This window comes from Bacillus sp. 2205SS5-2, assembly GCF_037024155.1.
Lineage (GTDB): Bacteria > Bacillota > Bacilli > Bacillales > Bacillaceae_K > Bacillus_CI.
This window is the reverse complement of sequence record NZ_JAYKTS010000004.1, coordinates 156851-176931: the sequence shown is the minus strand read 5'-3', so window position 1 is coordinate 176931 and position 20081 is coordinate 156851. Positions and strand designations below refer to the sequence as shown.

The 20081-nt window shown below is 39.2% G+C and carries 23 protein-coding genes and 1 other annotated feature; of the genes, 18 read left to right on the top strand and 5 right to left on the bottom strand.

Going from position 1 to position 20081, the window contains the following annotated elements:
• The first annotated feature begins 8 nt into the window (after positions 1-8).
• From U8D43_RS04545 to U8D43_RS04530, 4 genes are all read left to right on the top strand, one after another.
• Positions 9-677 (top strand): 3-oxoacid CoA-transferase subunit B, encoded by a 669-nt coding sequence (locus U8D43_RS04545; protein WP_335869806.1) that lies wholly within the window; start codon positions 9-11, stop codon positions 675-677.
• A 309-nt stretch (positions 678-986) separates the two neighbouring features.
• Positions 987-1244 carry a YqkE family protein gene (locus tag U8D43_RS04540; protein WP_335869805.1) on the top strand — a complete coding sequence of 86 codons (258 nt, stop codon included), beginning with the start codon at positions 987-989 and terminating at the stop codon, positions 1242-1244.
• A complete protein-coding gene (locus U8D43_RS04535; RefSeq protein WP_335869804.1) occupies positions 1241-1759 on the top strand; it encodes a GrpB family protein in 519 nt (172 codons plus the stop codon). Before U8D43_RS04540 ends, U8D43_RS04535 begins: the two co-directional genes overlap by 4 nt.
• Positions 1760-2099: 340 nt before the next feature.
• Complete coding sequence (locus U8D43_RS04530) at positions 2100-3233, top strand: HAD family hydrolase (RefSeq protein WP_335869803.1); 1134 nt, start codon at positions 2100-2102, stop codon at positions 3231-3233.
• A gap of 117 nt (positions 3234-3350) precedes the next feature.
• On the opposite strand, the gene serA is transcribed toward U8D43_RS04530, so the two are convergent.
• The 4 genes from serA to mciZ form a co-directional block, all read right to left on the bottom strand.
• A complete protein-coding gene (gene serA, locus U8D43_RS04525; protein WP_335869857.1) occupies positions 3351-4937 on the bottom strand; it encodes a phosphoglycerate dehydrogenase in 1587 nt (528 codons plus the stop codon).
• The gene (locus U8D43_RS04520; RefSeq protein WP_335869802.1) at positions 4930-6087 is read right to left on the bottom strand and encodes a pyridoxal-phosphate-dependent aminotransferase family protein; all 1158 of its coding nucleotides are present in this window, start codon (positions 6085-6087) and stop codon (positions 4930-4932) included. Before U8D43_RS04520 ends, serA begins: the two co-directional genes overlap by 8 nt.
• A gap of 232 nt (positions 6088-6319) precedes the next feature.
• Positions 6320-6526, bottom strand: a binding site (T-box leader).
• A 178-nt stretch (positions 6527-6704) separates the two neighbouring features.
• Positions 6705-7628: an aldo/keto reductase gene (locus tag U8D43_RS04515; protein WP_335869800.1), complete on the bottom strand. Its 924-nt coding sequence runs from the start codon at positions 7626-7628 to the stop codon at positions 6705-6707.
• A gap of 74 nt (positions 7629-7702) precedes the next feature.
• Positions 7703-7822 carry a Z-ring formation inhibitor MciZ gene (gene mciZ / locus U8D43_RS04510; RefSeq protein ID WP_335869799.1) on the bottom strand — a complete coding sequence of 40 codons (120 nt, stop codon included), beginning with the start codon at positions 7820-7822 and terminating at the stop codon, positions 7703-7705.
• Positions 7823-7906: 84 nt separating this feature from the next.
• On the opposite strand from mciZ, the gene U8D43_RS04505 reads away from it, so the two are divergent.
• Complete coding sequence (locus U8D43_RS04505; RefSeq protein ID WP_335869798.1) at positions 7907-8461, top strand: NUDIX domain-containing protein; 555 nt, start codon at positions 7907-7909, stop codon at positions 8459-8461.
• Positions 8462-8721: 260 nt separating this feature from the next.
• Here U8D43_RS04505 and U8D43_RS04500 read toward each other — a convergent pair whose 3' ends face one another.
• Positions 8722-9309, bottom strand: a complete 588-nt coding sequence (locus tag U8D43_RS04500) for a GNAT family N-acetyltransferase (protein ID WP_335869797.1) — start codon at positions 9307-9309, stop codon at positions 8722-8724.
• Positions 9310-9460: 151 nt separating this feature from the next.
• Here U8D43_RS04500 and spoIIM point away from each other — a divergent pair, with 151 nt between their 5' ends.
• The 13 genes from spoIIM to U8D43_RS04435 all read left to right on the top strand — a co-directional run bounded on the left by spoIIM (position 9461) and on the right by U8D43_RS04435 (position 20063).
• On the top strand, positions 9461-10111 hold the full coding sequence (gene spoIIM / locus U8D43_RS04495) for a stage II sporulation protein M (protein WP_335869796.1): 651 nt from the start codon (positions 9461-9463) through the stop codon (positions 10109-10111).
• A gap of 109 nt (positions 10112-10220) precedes the next feature.
• Complete coding sequence (fur, locus tag U8D43_RS04490; protein ID WP_335869795.1) at positions 10221-10679, top strand: ferric iron uptake transcriptional regulator; 459 nt, start codon at positions 10221-10223, stop codon at positions 10677-10679.
• Between the two features lie 230 nt (positions 10680-10909).
• The gene (locus tag U8D43_RS04485) at positions 10910-11137 is read left to right on the top strand and encodes a YqzK family protein (RefSeq protein WP_335869794.1); all 228 of its coding nucleotides are present in this window, start codon (positions 10910-10912) and stop codon (positions 11135-11137) included.
• Between the two features lie 6 nt (positions 11138-11143).
• The gene (xerD, locus tag U8D43_RS04480) at positions 11144-12037 is read left to right on the top strand and encodes a site-specific tyrosine recombinase XerD (protein WP_335869793.1); all 894 of its coding nucleotides are present in this window, start codon (positions 11144-11146) and stop codon (positions 12035-12037) included.
• 183 nt (positions 12038-12220) lie between these two features.
• Entirely contained in the window at positions 12221-13405 is a 1185-nt protein-coding gene (gene deoB, locus U8D43_RS04475; RefSeq protein ID WP_335869792.1) for a phosphopentomutase, read from the top strand.
• A gap of 11 nt (positions 13406-13416) precedes the next feature.
• Positions 13417-14232 (top strand): purine-nucleoside phosphorylase, encoded by an 816-nt coding sequence (locus U8D43_RS04470; protein WP_335869791.1) that lies wholly within the window; start codon positions 13417-13419, stop codon positions 14230-14232.
• Positions 14233-14247: 15 nt separating this feature from the next.
• Positions 14248-15552: a pyrimidine-nucleoside phosphorylase gene (locus U8D43_RS04465; RefSeq protein WP_335869790.1), complete on the top strand. Its 1305-nt coding sequence runs from the start codon at positions 14248-14250 to the stop codon at positions 15550-15552.
• 506 nt (positions 15553-16058) lie between these two features.
• Positions 16059-17222, top strand: coding sequence for a D-alanyl-D-alanine carboxypeptidase family protein (locus U8D43_RS04460; protein WP_335869789.1), 1164 nt, complete (start codon positions 16059-16061; stop codon positions 17220-17222).
• 112 nt (positions 17223-17334) lie between these two features.
• Positions 17335-17694, top strand: a complete 360-nt coding sequence (gene spoIIAA / locus U8D43_RS04455; RefSeq protein WP_335869788.1) for an anti-sigma F factor antagonist — start codon at positions 17335-17337, stop codon at positions 17692-17694.
• Entirely contained in the window at positions 17695-18135 is a 441-nt protein-coding gene (gene spoIIAB / locus U8D43_RS04450) for an anti-sigma F factor (RefSeq protein ID WP_335869787.1), read from the top strand.
• Between the two features lie 12 nt (positions 18136-18147).
• Positions 18148-18906, top strand: a complete 759-nt coding sequence (gene sigF / locus U8D43_RS04445) for an RNA polymerase sporulation sigma factor SigF (RefSeq protein WP_335869786.1) — start codon at positions 18148-18150, stop codon at positions 18904-18906.
• Positions 18907-19030: 124 nt separating this feature from the next.
• Positions 19031-19651: a stage V sporulation protein AA gene (locus U8D43_RS04440; protein WP_335869785.1), complete on the top strand. Its 621-nt coding sequence runs from the start codon at positions 19031-19033 to the stop codon at positions 19649-19651.
• Positions 19641-20063 (top strand): stage V sporulation protein AB, encoded by a 423-nt coding sequence (locus U8D43_RS04435; RefSeq protein WP_335869784.1) that lies wholly within the window; start codon positions 19641-19643, stop codon positions 20061-20063. Before U8D43_RS04440 ends, U8D43_RS04435 begins: the two co-directional genes overlap by 11 nt.
• Positions 20064-20081: the final 18 nt, after the last annotated feature.

The window sequence follows — 20081 nt, the reverse complement described above, 5'->3', positions numbered from 1 at the left end:
AGGGGGAGATGATTATGGATCGTGCACAAGTAAGAGAGAGAATTGCTAGAAGAGCAGAAAAAGAAATTAGAGATGGATTCTATGTCAATTTAGGAATTGGAATGCCAACACTCGTTGCTAATTATATCGAAGAAAACAAGCAAGTTGTCCTTCAATCAGAAAACGGACTACTCGGAATTGGACCTTATCCAAGGGAAGAGGAGGTTGAAGCCGATTTAATCAATGCTGGGAAAGAAACGGTAACGGCTATTGAGGGTGCTGCATACTTCGATAGTGCTGAGTCGTTTGCGATGATTCGAGGTGGGCATATTAATCTTGCTATTCTTGGAGGCATGGAGGTCGCTGAAAATGGAGATCTTGCCAACTGGATGATTCCCGGAAAAATGATTAAGGGAATGGGTGGAGCAATGGATCTCGTTCATGGAGCCCAGAAAATCATTGTCATCATGGACCATGTAAGTAAGGATGGCTCGCCAAAAATCAAAAAAAAATGCACGCTTCCCTTGACGGGAAAAGGCGTGGTTCATCGAATTATTACGGAAAGAGCGGTTATTGACGTAACTGAAAAAGGATTATTACTAAAAGAAGTAGCCAAAGGATTTCAAGTTGAAGATGTCATCACGTCTACTGAACCAGAACTAACTGTGTGCGAGAGTGTACTAACAGAAGCTTATTAGAAGGCTCTTTTCGCATGCTTTGTTGCTGTAGCATACAAAAAAGGATGGAAACACTAATTTCATTCCTCATTCCGTGTTAAAAATGATGTGAAAAGATGCCCGAAGTCAATCTTCATCACGAATTGAGAACTATTTCGAAAAGCCACAATCTTTGCGAAAACAGCCTATTAGAATAAAAGCAGCTCTTTGAGGGCTGTTTTTTCTATCCGTTTTGCTTGATTTTGACTGATTAAAATGAATTTTGCTACAATAGCCGTATTCGGAAGTAAACTCCACTGCGAGAAATAGAAAAGCAAAAGGACGATGAAAATGAGCAAAAAGAAAAAGAATGCCCAGCCAAAAAAAGCAAAAGAAGACAAAGGCGCGACGTTGAAAGATACTCTAGATGCTTCCTTACTAGAGCAACTACAACAAACTAAAAAGGCGTTAGAAACAGAAGAAAACGAACAGAAACGAGCCGAAGCCAAACGCAAAGAAGAAGAACGAAAACAAAAAGAAAAAAATAAGAGTTTTGAAGAATTGCTAAATGAAAGTAATCTTAGCTGGAAAACGTTTAAGGATTCATGAGAAAAGTAGAAGTTATACAGTATCAAGAAAAATGGAAAGCAAACTTTCTAAATGTAGAAGAAGAACTCCGTAGAATTTTCCCGGATCCTACGATTATTTTTCATCATATCGGTTCAACTTCTGTGGAAGGGTTAACGGCCAAGCCGATTATTGATTTTCTCATTGAAGTTCCTTCCTTAAAATTAATTGATCAGCAAGAAGCAGCCTTAGAGACTATATGCTTTATTGCGAAAGGTGAAAATGGCATAAAAAATCGCAGATTCTTTTATAGAAATGTAAAAGGAGCTAGGGAATCGCATCTTCACTTCTTTGAATCGGGTGATTCGAACCTAACGAGGCACTTAGCTTTTAGAGACTACTTGCGCAATCATTCCGAAGAGGCTAAGGCTTATGGGGAAATCAAAGTAAATCTTGCCCGGAAATTCCCCAATGACATGGATTCGTATATCGAGGGGAAAGATCAGTTTGTGAAGGCTCTTGAGCGACGTGCGTTACAGTGGCTAGAAAATTACTAAATTCAGTGTATACGAGATAGGTTACAGACCCATAAATTCTAGTACTTTAGACAAGATAGGAAAGGAGTAAAATAGGCTCTTTTCCTTTTTTGTTGGAAACTCCTTAGAGATATTAGTCGAATCAAGATATATTCCTTTGTCTCCCTTTGCCCTACCGCCCGTAATTATTTCTTACTAATTCTGAAAAGATTCTCTAAGCAAATTGTTAAAAATTCATATGATAATCTATTCCTTAAAAGCCGTATGGAAAAAGAACCTCGACTCAAACCGAAATATTTGGATTATTCTGCTTTATTATGATAAAGTGATTGAAAGATTAATTGGCAATGGGGGAGAAGTGATGATTAAAAAAATATTATTTGATGTCGATGGTGTTTTATTAAGTGAAGAACATTACTTTGATGCATCGGCTCTTACGGTATGGGAATTGTTGATAAGTGAAAAATATGTGGGACTCTTACCTGAAGCATTTAAAACCGACTATAGTCTGCAGGAGATTGGCGAAATTAGATCAAAGGTTTTTGAAGAAGATAGTATACTCCGAATGTTAAAAGCGAATGGCTTGAACGCGAATTGGGATATGATTTATTTAACAGTAAGCTATCAGCTCGTGCATTTACTTGCGCAATTGAGTGATAAGAGTCAAGTGAATAAGTGGCTACAGGCAGAAATCGATCGGAATGCATTGAAGGAAATGGGCATTGCTTTTAGAAAAGAAGGGGTGCTGCTTAATTTTAGTGGGTTTGTCTCAGCCTTTAACCGATCTAAGCCTACTAAACTGGGATTATTTCAACATTTAAATACACTTGCTAAGAAAAAACTAGGTGTCGAAACGACTGTTTTTTCAGAGGATCGTACATTGTGGTCGGTAGGAGAGCACATCTCTCAAGAATGGTACGTCGGGGATGATCACGTTCAGAAATCAACAGGAAGACCTTCTGTGCAAACCGGTAAGCAGGGATTTTTAGCAAATGAAAAAACCATATGCGCACCAGAAAGAATTGACGAGCTCTTCCACAATTTATTGGCCGGAGGAATCAAGATAGGAATTGGAACGGGACGACCAGAGCTCGAAACGATTCAACCGTTTACTCATCTTGGTTGGATCAACCATTTCGATGAAAACTTTATTGTGACAGCGGATGATGTCTTAAAGGCGGAGCGTGCCTTTCCTGAGTATAGACCATTGGCTAAACCGAACCCGTTTACGTATGTTCTGGGCCTGAAAGGTAGAAGTTCCGGAGCTATTGAAAGTCTGAATACCAAACTCCCGGTTGAGGGGGCAGAGGAGATTTTAATCGTGGGTGACTCTTTAGCTGATCTGTTGGCAGCAAGGAAAATGGGCTGTAAGTTCGCTGCTGTATTAACGGGACTTTCTGGACAAAAAGCGAGAGCACAATTTGAAGAGAAAGAAGCGAATTTTATCCTCAATGATGTTTTAGAAGTGAAAGAGGTTCTTTTAGATAACAACTGAGGAAGGCTATGGTGTGCTTGGATTTTTACGCAATCTCATTTAAATATCAAAAACCCATCGCTTTCAAGCGGTGGGTTTTTGATAGCAAAAAATAATCATTTTTTGGAAGGTGGGTGATTAAGTCAGTTCAAGTAGTTGCGCCCCTTCAAGTCCATCTATTTCTTTCAGTAATGCCAATATTTCACTACCAATCTTTTTATCTAGTGTCAGAACCATAATGGCTTCTCCACCAATATCAGCTCGACCAACTTGCATCGTACCAATATTAATCTTGTGCATGCCTAGCATGGAGCCGACCTTTCCAACCATGCCGGGAACGTCCTGATGTTGTATTACTAATAAATAGTTTTCCGGTTTAATATCGATTCGGTAATGATTGATTTTCATAATCCGGCCGCCATATCCATTTAAGACCGTCGCCCCAATGGCAGCCTTCTCTGAGCCATGTTGAAGCGTTAAGAGAATGAAATTTGCAAATCCGTTATTTCCTGTGTTTTTCTGAATATTATGGGTGACTCCTTGTTCGTTGAGGAGGTGGAAGGCGTTGACCAAATTCACAGAATCACTCAAATGATGGGAGAGCAAGCCTTTCACCATGGATCTAGTTAACAAATCGGTATCTTCTTCAAGGAGATCGCCATAATAAGCAATGTCAATTCGATCTGGAGCGGTATTTAATAATTGAACAGCCAGTTGACCAACTTGCTCCCCAAGTTTCAAGTAGGGCGCCATTTTTCGTTGTGTCTCACCTGATATTTGCGGCATATTAATAGCGTTGCGAATGATCTTTGACTGTAAAATATCAATGATTTCTGTGCTAACCTCTTGGGCAACTTTTTCTTGCGCTTCAATCGTTGAAGCTCCGAGGTGAGGAGTCATGATGATGTGTGGGTGGTGAAAGAGACTAACATTTGTCGGAGGCTCGGTTTGATAGACATCCAAAGCTGCACCAGCCACTTTACCAGCAGAAATGGCTCTCACTAATGCTCCTTCATCTATAATGCCACCTCTAGCGCAATTAACAATGCGAACCCCGGGTTTTGATTTTCTCAAATAATCATCATTGATCAGAAATTTGGTAGCATTGGTTAAGGGAGTATGGATGGTGATGAAATCAGATTCAGCGGCGATTTCATCGAGTGAGGCCTTTTGAATGCCAAGCTTTTGCCCTCTTTCTTCGGTAAAATAAGGATCATACCCGAGTAGGTTCATGCCAAAACTTTTCGCCCGCTTAGCAACTTCTGTACCGATTTTGCCCATTCCAATTACACCAAGCGTTTTCCGATACAATTCCACCCCTTGAAAAGCGCCGCGGTTCCATTCACCGGTGGTGGTTTGTTGATGCGCCTGGGGGATGTTTCTCGCGAGTGCTAACAGCATGGCCAGTGTGTGCTCCGTGGCGGCAATCGTGTTTGCTCCTGGTGCGTTGATCACGACCATTCCTTTTCTAGTAGCAGTTTTGACATCAATATTGTCCACGCCAACACCTGCACGGGCAATGACCTGTAGATTAGTTGCATAATGCAACAGCTGTTCGGTGACCTTTGTTTGACTGCGAACAATTAAGGCGTCATACTCTCCGATAATTTCACACAATTCTTCGAAGGGCAGAGTGGGCTGTTTATCGACCGTGAAATTTGGATGCTGAATCAAGTAAGCCAGTCCAGTGTCGCTGATACTATCGGTAACTAAAACTTTATACATGAGTGATCCATGCCTCCTGTGCTTTAGTCGTCGCAACACCAAGAACCGGTTTTCCTTCAAGCTGATGAACTGTCATTTCCATAGCGTTTAACAACCTTAATACATCAAAGGGAGTACAATACCCCATATGACCGATTCGGATAATGTCCCCTTTAAATTTACCTTGTCCTCCAGCGATAGAAATACCGTAATTTTCTTGCAACCAATTTTTAATTTTTTTACTGGTGTAATCACTAGTTTTAATCGCCGTGACAGTTGGGGAAGCATCAGAATTAGAGGTTAATAGATGTATTTCAAGAGCCTCCAATCCGGTACGTATCATTGTCTTCAATAATTGATGACGACTAATGACTTGTTCGACCCCCTCTTCTTCTATTATATGGCATACTTCTTGAAGGCCGTAGATCAAAGATATGGCAGGAGTAAAAGGAGTAGAGCTTTCGTTGTCAAAGGAAGAGGAATAACGGTTTAGATCCAGGTAAAAACGTTTTGAACGGCATTTCTTAAATACCTCTTTCGCTTTATCGTTGCTAGCGATAAAAGCTAAGCCCGGCGGCAACATCAACGCTTTTTGTGATCCTGACACAAGAATATCGATATTCCAGCTTTTCATATCGACAGGAACGGCACCGATACAACTGACACCATCAACGATAAAAAGGGCATCGGTTTCCTGTTTCACTACTATTCCTAGTTCATGAACGGGATGGAGGACTCCGGTTGAAGTTTCGCAATAAGTCACGATCACGGCTTTAGGTCGAATATTTATTTTTTTCAAAAACGAGTGAAGCTGCTCAGAGGTACATGCAGTTCCCCAAGCGATTTCTAGAACATAAATATCTGCTCCGTAGGCTTCACAGATTTTCGCAAAGCGGTCACCAAAGGCACCTGCGACAATCACGACGACAGGATCTCCTTCTTCGACCACATTAGCGACCGCTGTTTCTAAAGCTGCTGTTCCGCTTCCAGATAGGACCATAATGGGATTAGCTGATCCGAATATCGGCATCAGTTTATGGGAAACGTCATCTAATAAAAGCGGGAATTCCTGGGTTCGATGGCCAATCATTGGTTGATTCATCGCTTGTTTGACTCGTTCTGGAACGGGCGTAGGGCCAGGTGTGAACAGGTATTTTTGCTTGATCAACATAAAAGCTATCATCCTTTCAGATAGGAAATGTGATTTTTATAGGCTGTTTCTGAACCAGTAGATTTCCTGTTAAAACGAAAGCGTAGGGTTATCTTTCCTTCTGTTTATGAACGAAATCAATGCTAAAAATGAGGATGCCATCGATTATAAAAATATAAGTAGCAACAATGTACATGAGAATAGCCTCTATGAAAACAAAAACGCCCCTCATAACAGACATAGTTGTCTTGTTATAAGGGACGTGAATAGACGTGGTGCCACCCTAGTTCGCTACGATATACATAGCCTCAAATGTCATAACGGCTTTCACCGGACAGATCTACTCATGTTCAATCTGTCAGTTCAGAAGTGCTCGAGCATGAAGAATGGGCATCGGTTCGCAGCAACCACCGACTCTCTTTAGCTTCTTTTTTCATGTCGTCTTCATCATCACTTTTTGTTTATTTTGAATATACAGACTATTCTACAATGATTGTTTAGTGAAGTAAAGTAATTATTGTGAGATTCGTGAATCATCTTCCGGCACATGGCGTTTAATTACCCGCCCCACTACTTCTTGAGACTATTGTGAAGTCTCTAATAATCAGGATGAGAATTATAATTAGGAGGAGATACTTCTAGTCTCGATGTTGGTCGTAGAAAGAGATTTTGGTCATTTCTCTTAAAAGCTGTCCTTCCTCTGTAGATAGGTTTGAACCATTTGCGGCGGCTATATTGCTCTTCAATTGATCTACTGAACTAGCCCCTGGTATAACCGCACTGACTGCTCCTTGAGCTAAATTGAATTGAAGACTCAGTTCTGTCATTGAATGATGAGAGGTAAATCTCTCGTTTATGGAAGCTAAAAGCTCTTGTAATTCCAGGTAAGAATAGTCCAAATAGCCTTCTTTTTTTATTTTTTGAGAGGCTTTTTGTAGCATCGCTTCACTTAGTATTCCTTTAGCTAATGGTCCACGAGTTACGACACTAATGCCTTGCTCTTGAAGAAACGGAAAAATTTCCTCCGGTCGGCGATCTAATAAATTATATTGCATCATCACCGTATCAATGGAGGATTTTTTTACAAATTCTTCAATTACATTGGATCGAATTGAGGAGATCCCGTACGAACGGATAAATCCTTCTTGTTTTAATTCTTCAAACGCTTCAATGGTTTCTTCAAGTGGGTCATCCATGGTTCCCCCGTGTAATTGATACAAATCAATATAGTCCGTATTTAAGCGAGTTAAACTATTTTTCACGCCTTCTTTTATATAGGCTTTAGAAGGATCCCATTGCCAGGAAGAATGGTCATCTTTCCAGCGATTTCCTACTTTTGTGGCAATAATCACTTCCTCGCGAACAGAATGAAGTGCCCGACCAACGATTTTTTCATTTACACCAAAGTCATATAAGTCGGCAGTATCAAAATAAGTAATTCCTTGTTCTAGAGCGGCTTCAATAATCGTTTTAGCTTTTTCTTCGTTGGTCCCAAGAGACATGCAACCAAGTCCCATTTTGCTGACAGATAAACTAGATCGGCCAAGCTGACGTTTTTCCATCGTATCCCATCCTTCCGTTTGCCATCTCTTTACTATCTTAACGAAAAATAGAGTGAACAAACAAATAGTTGGTTCTATTTCGGATGGATGTCGTCAACCCATTCTTTTACATAGTGGTATGTGTTGCGGTATTTTTCGAGAGCTGCACGAATCTCCCAAGCTTTTCCTGAAAATAGAATTCCGTTTCTATGCACATAAACCTTCAGTTGCTTCACCTCCAAGAGAGTATGGTAAAATGTATGAAAAAATAGGCTTCATAGAACTAGGAGGAAATTAGGATGAAGAAATTTGAAGAAAAAACGATTACATCGGAAACCTTATTCGAAGGTAAAATTATTTCATTAAAGGTAGAGGATGTTCAATTACCAAACGGGAAAACATCGAAGCGTGAAATTATTAATCACCCTGGAGCAGTGGCCGTCATAGCGGTGAAAGAAAACGGAAATATTATTATGGTTGAACAATACAGAAAAGCGCTAGAACGCACTCTTCTTGAAATTCCAGCTGGGAAGTTGGAGCCTGGAGAAGAACCAAAGGTAACGGCAGAAAGAGAGTTAGAGGAAGAGACAGGATACGGTTGCCGGAACATGAGACATTTAATAAGTTTTTATACGTCACCGGGCTTTGCAGACGAGCTCGTACATTTGTACATAGCAGAAGATTTGTTTGTGATTGAAAATAGCAAAGGAACAGACGAGGATGAATTCGTTGAACTTGTGGAAGTGTCGATAGAGGAAGGGCAAGAATGGATAAAAAGTCAGCGGATTTTCGACGCTAAAACGGTGTATGCGGTTCAATATCTGCAGTTGCAACAGGCTTTAAAGGAGGGATGAAAAGTTATCTCGATGTAGGTTTTGTCCCAATGAATAGAGTTGAATAAATCAGTGGGAATTATGCCTATCTTAACCCACTGAACGACAAAAATGGTTCGAATTCCCCGGTGACAAAAGTAAAGATGTTATTGGTCCATTCAACAAGCTTGTAGATTTACCTTTTCGGTGAAAAATAAAAAAGCTAGTGAAATAACTTTTTAACTCCAGAAGGGGAGTGAGGGAAGGAATTCACTAGCTTTTCGTTTCTTTCGTAATTAGGATTACAATAATAGTTTCTTTTTTTCAGAAGAAAGCAATGAAAACACGCATGTATTTCTAGGTTCATTTTTGTCCTCAATGCTAACAGAATCGCAGCGTAGAATACCTTCTAATTCAAATCCTAATCGTTCGGGGATTTTTCGAGAAGCGATATTTTTTTCATCACAACGAATTTCAACGCGTTTGGCAGCAAAGAAATCAAATGCAAAAAGCGTGAGTTCCTGGACAGCTTCACTCATATATCCATTCCCACTATATCTCGTGTCGATCCAATAGCCAATTTCGAGTCTTGGCACATCCCAATTACAGCGGTGAAAACCTGTTGAACCAATGAATACATCATCTTCTTTGCGGAAAATATGAAGTCGCATGTCTTCTCGCTTGATAAACATGCTATAAGAGTCTCTTACATTTCCCTCAACTTGATCAAGCGTTTGTTCATGTTGTGCCCACGGCATCCAAGCTTTTAGTTCGGAAATGGAGTGAGAGATAGCGTTATGAACTATTGGACCGTCCCCTGGTAAACAGGGGCGAATATATAATCGGTTTGTTTCTATTTTTTTAGGAAAATCAAGTAAGATTGGATTCAATTGGAGTAGCCCCTATTCACTCTATTTTTATAGAATTATATCGAGTATTGGTAGGAAATATCAACCATTTTCTATGCTAAATTTTGTTCGAGTGTGATAATATGTCTTCTTTTTCATATAATCTAGTAATTGATCAAAAGGAGGAACTCTTATGTACAAGCGAATCTCAGCCAACAATCCAATAATGATTCATTTCCAAGCTTACTCCTCAATCTATTTTTTTATCATCACTCTTTTTATGATGGGTGTGATTTTTGGTGCAATCGTTGTCAATTCTCTTTCATTTACACAAAAAGAAGAGCTCTATTTTTACCTTACCCAATTTTTCGGACAAGTTGAAGATGGAAAAGTAGCTGCGTCAGAAGATTTATTTCGACAAAGTTTTTTCCATAACTTTAAATATATCGGGTTATTGTGGGTGTTGGGTATTTCTATCATTGGTCTTCCCCTCATCTTTGTATTCTTATTCATGAAAGGGATGGTGATTGGCTTCTCAATTGGATTTCTAGTAAATCAAATGGAATGGCAAGGATTTATGCTCTCATTCGTATCGGTCTTTCCTCAAAACTTACTCATCATCCCTGTGTTCATCTTTATCGCGGCTATGTCTGTTGGGGTATCTCTCCAGCTCATTCGGAAATTATTTACGCGTCAGGCTGCAAATATCCATATCATTCCAATGTTTTCAAAGTATATAGTCGCATTTGTCCTTGCCATCGCGGTTATTTCTGTCGCTGCTAGTATCGAAGCATATTTATCACCATCCTTAATGAAGAGTGTAATATCATCTATCAAATTATAATTATTATTAAAAGATATTGAAGATAAAATATTAATTATAATTATTTTATTTTGCTTCTTTCTCCCTTTTTGATATAATAATGAAGACAGTGACGAGGGAGGAGAAGTATATGGAAAGCCGCATAGATCGAATCAAAAAACAGCTACATTCTGCCAGCTATAAGCTTACTCCACAGCGAGAAGCAACGGTGAGAGTCCTTCTTGAAAATGAAGAAGATCATCTAAGTGCAGAAGATGTATACCTCCTCGTTAAAGAGAAATCTCCTGAAATCGGATTAGCAACGGTGTATCGCACCCTGGAATTATTAACCGAATTGAAAGTTGTAGATAAGATTAACTTTGGAGACGGCGTATCTCGATATGATTTAAGACAAGAAGGTGCCGCTCATTTTCATCATCATTTAGTTTGTATCGAATGTGGTTCTGTAGATGAAATTCAAGAGGACCTGTTAGAAGATGTCGAAACAATCGTGGAAAGAGATTGGAACTTTAAAATTAAAGATCATCGTTTAACCTTCCATGGCATTTGCCATCGATGTCATAAACGAGACGAAGAAGAAAATGAGTAAAATGAATTAAGTGGATATTCCAAAATCGAGATGGTATTAGAATTCCTTCATTTGGAATAAATTTACCTTTAAGGCTAGAGGGTTACTCTCTTGCCTTTTTCATTTGTCCATTATTTAACTTCAGATTTTGTCCTTCTTCCGGAGCTTCCCTCTTTTTCAGCATTCTAGGTATAAAATCCTTTGGAATCGTCATAGCTTGTATTAATAGGAAGTAGAAGGGGAGGGGCAAAATGAAATCATTAACGAGTATCGTCTGGCAAATGGCGAAGGTGTTTATTCTGTTCACAGGGTCCACGGTCCTGTTTTACTATGGTATGATGTGGATAAATGAAGAATATGAAAATTATCATCGATACGATCAACCAGAAGGTGCAGCTGTAAAGGTGTTTCAGCCGGTCGGTCAAAAGGAATTGTCGTTTCTTGATCGACTGATCCTTTTTTATAGAGATGGGGAGTAAAAAAACGTGGAAAATAGATTGAAGGATTTTATGCATTTTTTAATTGTGGAAAGAGGATTATCGCATAATACCGTGATTTCCTATGAGCGTGATTTAAATAACTATCTAATCTTTATCCAAAATGTGGAGAAAATTACATCGTTAAATGATATCTCGAGAATGAATATTGTCCAATTCTTAAGTTTTTTAAACGATCAAGGTAAATCAGCGAAGACAGCTGCGCGTCACATCGCTTCGATTCGGTCTTTTCATCAATTTTTATTAAGAGAAAAGGTAACAGAACAAGATCCTTCTGTACATATCGACAGTCCGCATTTAGAACGAAAATTACCTAAAATATTGAATCTTGAAGAAGTGGAAACATTATTAGACGCGCCAGACATCGGGACTCCGATCGGTTTACGTGATCAAGCCATGTTGGAGATTTTGTATGCAACGGGTATGAGGGTAAGTGAGTTAATCTCACTTAATATGGAAGACGTTCATTTAACGATGGGGTTTGTTCGTTGTTTTGGAAAAGGAAATAAAGAAAGAATCATTCCCCTTGGAAGCAAAGCAATTGAAGTAGTGACGACCTATTTGGAAGAGGGGCGCCCTAAATTAAGGAGACTAAAGTATAAAACGGATGCATTATTTTTAAATCATCATGGAAATAAATTGACTCGACAGGGTTTTTGGAAAATACTGAAGGGTTTAGCCAAAAAAGCAAGAATCGAGAAAGAACTAACTCCTCATACATTACGTCATTCCTTTGCAACACATTTGCTCGAGAACGGTGCTGATTTAAGAGCGGTACAAGAAATGTTAGGGCACGCAGATATATCAACGACGCAAATCTATACTCATGTAACGAAAACCAGATTAAAAGAAGTTTATTCTAAATTTCATCCAAGAGCGTGAAATTAATAGATTAAAAGAAATCGTTCACATAATTGTAAACGGTTTTTTTCTTGTGTAATGACTAAAGAAGATTTAAAATAAAGAGGAGGTCAGACTTCTGACAAATTAACATGTCGATTAACTGTTTTATTTCAGGGTAAATTAATCAATAGAAAAGCTTTTTAAATTAAAGGAGGAACAAAAATGAGTGAATCTACATATAAACGAGTTCATTTAATTGTGATGGATTCGGTTGGTATTGGAGAAGCGCCAGACGCTGCCGCATTTAATGATGTGGGCTCAGATACATTAGGTCATATTGCTGATCATATGAAAGGGCTTACGATGCCTAATATGGAAAAGCTAGGTCTTTCTAATATCCGTGAAATTGCCGGAATTCAAAAAGCAGAATCACCACTAGCATATTTTACGAAAATGGAAGAAGCTTCAGTTGGAAAAGACACGATGACTGGACACTGGGAAATCATGGGCCTCAATATTCAAAAGCCATTTAAAGTGTACCCAGAAGGATTTCCAAAAGAGTTGCTTGATGAGCTAGAAGAGAGAACGGGTCGAAAGATTATCGGTAATAAACCGGCAAGTGGGACCGAAATTTTAGACGAGCTTGGGGAAGAGCATATGAAAACAGGCGCAATTATCGTGTACACATCGGCAGATCCTGTTTTACAAATTGCTGCACACGAAGAAATTGTTCCTCTAGAAGAACTATACGATATTTGTAAAATTGCACGCGAAATTACGAATCGCGAAGAATTCCTAGTTGGTCGAATTATCGCTCGTCCATTTATTGGTGAACCAGGAAATTTCCAACGAACTACGAATCGACATGATTATGCCTTAAAACCTTTCGAACGTACGGTCATGAATGAATTAAAGGATAAAGGTTTAGATGTAATAGCAATCGGAAAAATATCAGATATATATAATGATGAAGGAGTGACAGAGTCCATTCGCACGAAGTCAAACATGGATGGAATGGACAAAACAATATCCGTCTTTGATAAGGATTTTATGGGCTTAAGTTTTGTCAATCTAGTTGATTTTGATGCTTTGTTTGGTCATCGTCGCAATCCGCAAGGATACGGAGAGGCGCTAGAAGAATTTGATGCCAGACTTCCTGAAGTGTTCGAAAAAATGACCGAAGACGATCTTCTCATTATTACAGCCGATCACGGAAATGACCCAACCGCGCCTGGAACGGATCACACACGTGAATACGTTCCATTACTGGTCTACTCACCACGAATGAATGCAGGGAAAGAACTTCCTGTAAGAAAAACCTTTGCGGATATTGGAGCAACAGTTGCGGAAAACTTTAATGTGAAAATGCCTGAATTTGGTACAAGCTTTTTAAAGGATATAAAGTGAGGGGATAAATGATGAATTTTGAAAAAATTGAAAGTGCAGCAAATTACCTAAATGAAAAAACAACGGTAGCACCCAAAATCGGTTTAATACTTGGATCAGGACTTGGAGTATTGGCAGAAGAGATTGAAAATCCAGTTAAAATTCCCTATGATGAGATTCCAGACTTTCCTGTCTCAACGGTTGAAGGTCATGCAGGTCAATTAGTATTCGGAGAATTATCGGGTCAACCTGTTGTGGCGATGCAAGGACGTTTTCATTTTTATGAAGGATATTCCTTTGATCAAGTAACTTTTCCTGTGCGAGTGATGAAACAATTAGGAGTAAATTCATTAATAGTGACCAATGCCGCTGGTGGTGTGAATGAAAGCTTTGAACCAGGAGATCTAATGATTATTACCGACCATATTAACAATATGGGCGGAAATCCATTGATTGGACGAAATGACTCGAGACTTGGAGTGCGCTTCCCAGATATGTCCGAAGCTTATACGAAATCGCTTCAAAAATTAGCGAGAGAAGTTGCTGAAAAACTGTCTATCAAAGTGAGAGAAGGAATCTATCTAGGTAATACAGGTCCAATTTACGAAACACCTGCTGAAGTTCGACTCGCTCGCGTGCTAGGGGGAGATGCAGTAGGAATGTCGACTGTTCCCGAAGTCATTGTGGCGCGTCACGGTGGAATGAATGTCTTGGGTATTTCTTGTATATCGAATATGGCGGCAGGGATATTAGATCAGCCCTTAACACATGATGAAGTAATTGAAACAACCGAAAAGGTAAGAAGCAATTTTCTATCCTATGTGAAAGAAATTGTAAAATCTATATAAGACAGGTGATTTCAAATGAGAATGGTAGACTTAATTGAAAAAAAACGTGATGGTGGAGAACTTTCTACGGAAGAAATACAGCAAATTATTACTGGTTATACAGATGGGTCGATCCCGGATTACCAGGTAAGCGCCCTAACCATGGCTATTTTCTTTAAAGGGATGAGTGAAAGAGAGCGAGCAGATTTAACCATGGCCATGGTTGAATCAGGCGATCAAATAGATCTAGCTGCAATTGAAGGAATTAAAGTCGACAAACACTCAACAGGTGGGGTTGGCGATACAACAACTCTTGTTCTTGGGCCACTTGTAGCTGCCGTGGGAGTACCCGTTGCTAAAATGAGCGGACGTGGATTAGGCCATACTGGTGGGACTATTGATAAGTTAGAAGCAGTCAAAGGATTTCATGTGGAAATTGAAAATGATGAATTTATTCGACTTGTGAATGAAAATAAAATTGCGGTCATCGGGCAAAGTGGAAATTTAACGCCAGCTGATAAAAAGTTATATTCGTTGCGTGATGTCACTGCCACAGTTAATAGCATTCCGTTAATCGCTTCCTCCATTATGAGTAAGAAAATTGCGGCGGGAGCAGATGCAATTGTGTTGGATGTGAAAACAGGCGCAGGTGCGTTTATGAAAAGCTTAGATGATTCCCGTGATCTAGCAACCGCAATGGTGAATATTGGGAATAATGTTGGTCGTAAAACCATGGCTGTTATTTCTGATATGAGCCAACCACTTGGGTTTATGATTGGGAATGCCCTTGAGGTCAAAGAAGCGATTGATACGCTTAAAGGAGAAGGACCAGAAGACTTAACTGAATTATGTTTGACACTTGGTAGTCACATGGTATTCTTAGCAGAAAAAGCTTCAACTTTGGAAGAAGCAAGGGAAAAACTAGAAACCGCAATGAAGGATGGCACAGCTCTTCAAGCCTTTAAAGTGTTCTTAGAATCACAAGGTGGAGATGGGTCTCTAATAGACCACCCTGAAAATCTTCCACAAGCAAAGTACAAAGTTGATCTTCCTGCGAAAGAAACAGGCTATGTTTCCGAAATTGTCGCAGATGAAGTGGGAACAGCTGCAATGCTACTAGGTGCAGGACGTGCAACCAAGGATTCAATCATTGATTTAGCAGTAGGCCTAGAATTGAAGAAGAAAATTGGGGATAAAGTAAACGAAGGTGACGCTCTGGTGACGATTTACAGTAACCAAGAAGACCTAGAAGAAGTGAAAACAAAATTGTATGAAAGTATTACCATTTCAAAAGATCAAGTCCCAGCTCCAACACTTGTTCATGAAGAAATCACACTATAGAAATGAAAAGCGAAAGGCGCCGTTCTACCGGCGACAAGCATAAGGCAAGCACTGGCTTGAGGCGCACTTTGCCTCAAGTCAGGGATTGCCTTATGACCTCGAGTCGGTGGCGCCTGAAGCTGGACAATGAAAAGCGAAAGGCGCCGTTCTACCGGCGACAAGCATAAGGCAAGCACTGGCTTGAGGCGCACTTTGCCTCAAGTCAGGGATTGCCTTACGACCTCGAGTCGGTGGCGCCAATAGCTATAAAACAAAAATTCAAGAAAATGCATTCTTACTGAACTCTAAAAAAACCTGAGACGAACTTTTCGTCTCAGGTTTTTTTATTTCAATCTGCAAACCCCTTATTCGCTTTTGTACAATCCTCAATAATTCAAAAAAATAAACTCAATTGTAGTGAAATTGGTTCCTAAAACTCTATATTATCATGCACTTTTCTGTATAAAAAAGTGCTATTTGGAAAGAATGGGGCTAGTACGTGTAAAGAAGTGAATGGAGGCATTAGTATGAAGCGTTTATTTATAATGTTTATGGTTGCATTATTTAGTTTGGGTGTTGTGGTTCCTCTAACCGAAGCCCAAGAAAATAATGCAGAAATTGCAAATGTTGCGAAGTCCGCTGTTTTAATTGAGCGAGACACAGGAGCGGTGTTATATGAAAAAAATAGTCATGAGCAACTTGCCCCCGCTTCCATGACGAAAATTATGACCATGATTCTCATAATGGATGCACTGGATCGAGAGCAAATCAAATGGGAAGATACAGTTAGAACAAGTGAGTATGCAGCTAGTATGGGAGGATCGCAAATCTTTTTGGAACCAGGAGAAGAGATGACGGTGAAGAAGATGCTAGAAGGGATAGCCATTGGATCGGCAAATGATGCCTCAGTCGCTATGGCAGAGTTTATCGCTGGTAGTGAGGAAAATTTTGTTCAAAAGATGAATGAAAAAGTAGCAGAGCTTGGGTTAAAGGATACTCAATTTCAAAATCCAACGGGTTTACCTGCTAAGGAACATTATAGTTCCTCGCATGATATGGCTATGATGGCGAAGGAATTATTGAAATACCCTGACATCACCACCTTTACAGGAACGTATGAAGCCTATTTACGTGAAAATACAGATAAAAAGTTTTGGCTCGTGAATACGAATAAACTTGTGAGGTTTTATCCAGGAGTAGATGGGTTGAAAACAGGGTTTACAAATGAAGCGAAGTACTGTTTGACAGCCACAGCTAAAAAAGGCGATATGCGCGTAATTGCAGTGGTATTCGGAGCACCAACCCCAAAGGATAGAAATGCGGAAGTGACAAAAATGTTAGATTATGCATTTAATCAATATACAACTCATCCCCTCTATGAAAAAGACAAAGAATTAGCCCACCTAACTATCTCCAAGGGGGCCAAAAAGAAGGTATCAGTAATCACTAGTGAATCCATCTCTCTTCTAACGAAAAAGGGAGAAAAGCTAGAGGAAATTGAAGAAAAAATATCGCTATCGCAACTAAAAGCTCCAATTGTAAAGGGAGAAGTAGTAGGAAAGTTAACGATAAAAAAGGATGGGAAAGTATTAAGCGAAAGTTCGTTGGTCGCAAAAGAGAATGTAGCGGAAGCAAAATGGTGGCAACTATATAAACGATCTTTCGGTATGTTTTCGAAATCAAGTAAATAGTAGAAATTTTACTAATTTTGACGAAATTCTTCTAGTTTTGTCTTAAGGAAGGATTTCGTTATTGAAAGATAGAATTCACTCACTATACGACAAAGAAGGAGGCTATCGCGTAGTGAGTCTGACAATTGATTTTGAAATAAAGGGCAAAATGGAGAGTGTCTTATTAGTGCGGTTACGAGGTGAACTTGATCACCACACGGCCGATACATTAAGAGAACAAGCGACTGATATTATCGAAAAGTATGATATTCATCACATTATTCTTAATCTTGAAAAACTGTCATTTATGGACAGTTCTGGTCTTGGTGTGATTTTAGGGAGATATAAACAAATTAAACAAAAAAATGGAGAAATGGTTGTTTGTGCCATCTCACCTTCAGTCAAGAGATTATTTGATCTGTCCGGCTTATTCAAAATTATTCGAATGGAGCCTTCAGAAGAAAATGCTCTACAAAGATTGGGGGTAGCGTGAATGAAGAATGCAATGAGTTTACAATTTAGTGCACTTAGTCAAAATGAATCTTTTGCTCGTGTCACCGTCGCAGCATTTATTGCTCAACTTGATCCGACTATGGATGAATTAACAGAAATAAAGACCGTAATTTCGGAAGCCGTGACTAATTCCATCATTCACGGGTATGAAAATAACCCTAGTGGTACGGTTTTTATTTCTGTAGTTTTGGAGGAGTCTATGGTGGATGTCATCATTCGTGATGAAGGAATGGGCATTCAAGATGTAGAAGAAGCTCGTCAGCCACTCTTTACTACAAAACCTGATTTAGAGCGTTCAGGGATGGGCTTTACGATTATGGAGAACTTTATGGACGAAGTGGAAATCGAGTCACACCCCGGAAAAGGTACCGTAGTCCGTCTGAAGAAGCTACTTGCGAAAAGTAAAGCGATATGCAATTAAGGAGTCGTGCCTATGGATGTGGAGGTTAAATCTACTAAGCAGCCGTACTTAAAGGACGAGGAAGTAAAGAAATTGATTAAGCAGAGCCAAGATGGTGATCAAGATGCACGTGATTTGATTGTCCAAAAGAATATGCGTCTAGTCTGGTCCGTCGTTCAGCGCTTCTTAAATCGTGGATATGAACCGGATGATTTGTTTCAAATTGGGTCCATAGGTTTATTAAAATCCGTGGATAAATTTGATTTAACCTATGACGTGAAATTTTCTACCTATGCAGTACCAATGATCATCGGAGAAATTCAAAGATTTATCCGAGATGATGGAACAGTCAAGGTTAGTCGATCATTAAAAGAGACTGGTAATAAAATTCGCCGTGCGAAAGAAGAGCTGTCCAAAACTTTTAATCGTGTTCCAACGATTAATGAAATAGCTCAACATTTAGATCTTTCACCGGAAGAAGTTGTAATGGCCCAAGAAGCGAGTCGGGCTCCTTCTTCGATTCATGAGACGGTATATGAAAATGATGGTGATCCAATTACCCTGCTTGATCAAATTGCCGACCAAAATGAAACCAAATGGTTTGATAAGATCGCATTGAAAGAGGCTATTAGAGAGCTTGACGAACGAGAGAGACTCATTGTGTTTTTAAGATATTATAAAGATCAAACGCAATCAGAAGTAGCTGATCGTTTAGGAATATCGCAAGTTCAGGTCTCTAGACTAGAAAAAAAAATATTGCAAACAATGAAAGAGAGCATGGACCTAACATAGGTTTATGCTTTTTTATGCGGAAAAAAGTAGAATTTTGAATTAACATTAATTGGCTTTATGAAAATATTGCCTCTGTTCCATACTAAAAGAACGAAAGGTAAATCATGTACAGGAAGTGAAACAGATGGAAGAAGTAATCTACATCCGTTTGCGTCACAAAATTCAAGTCCGAGCACACAGTAAAGTGACAATCGGGCAAATCTCTCAAGTTGTCGCTCCGGAACCATTAAGAAAAAAGATACAACAATTACAAATTCATGAGGTAACGATGGAGGACAAAAACATTATCATTCTTGACATTATGAAAGTCCTTTCAGCGGTCACTCAGTCCATTTCTGATGTTGATATTCAGACGATAGGCCCATCCCAAGTGATTGTAGAGGTAGTGTATGAAAAGAAAAAAATGTCTAAACCATTTTTTGTTCTTGTATGGCTTTTGTTGTTCATTGGAGCGGCTTTAGCTATCATGAACTTTCATGAAGATGTCAGCATGAGATCGGTTCATAAAAGTTTGTATAAAACGCTGACCGGAATTGAAGAAGAAAAGCCGCTATTATTTCAAATTCCATACTCCATTGGTTTAGGGTTAGGGATGATTTTATTTTTTAATCATGTATTTCGTAAAAGAATTAACGAGGAGCCTAGTCCACTAGAAGTAGAAATGTTTAATTATCAGCAAGACTTAGATCAATATGTCATTATGCATGAAAATAAAGAATGTATGAAGCATATCGATGACCATTAGTGTTTTGATAGTAATATTGGTAGGTTTTGCAGGTGGTTTGGCTGTTGGTTCCGGATTTGTAGCATTTTTAACGGTATTAGGAATTATCCCAAGATTAACCCAGCTCACGAAAACCATGAAAATGATTCATTTCTATGAATTAGCGGTTATTTTAGGTGCAATTGTTGGAGGGTGGTTTAGTTTAAGGCCGCCTATATTATCCCTTTCACCTTACATTTTAATTTTTATTGGCTTATTTTCTGGTACGTTTATTGGCTTGTTAGCATCAGCTCTAACAGAGGTGTTAAATGTACTTCCCATTTTAGCGAAACGAATTGGTATCGATGATCGAATTGTATTGCTACTCATGGCGATTGTGTTTGGAAAAATCGTTGGTTCACTTTTTCACTGGATATACTTTGTTGACCTATAAAATGAAAAGAAGGGACCT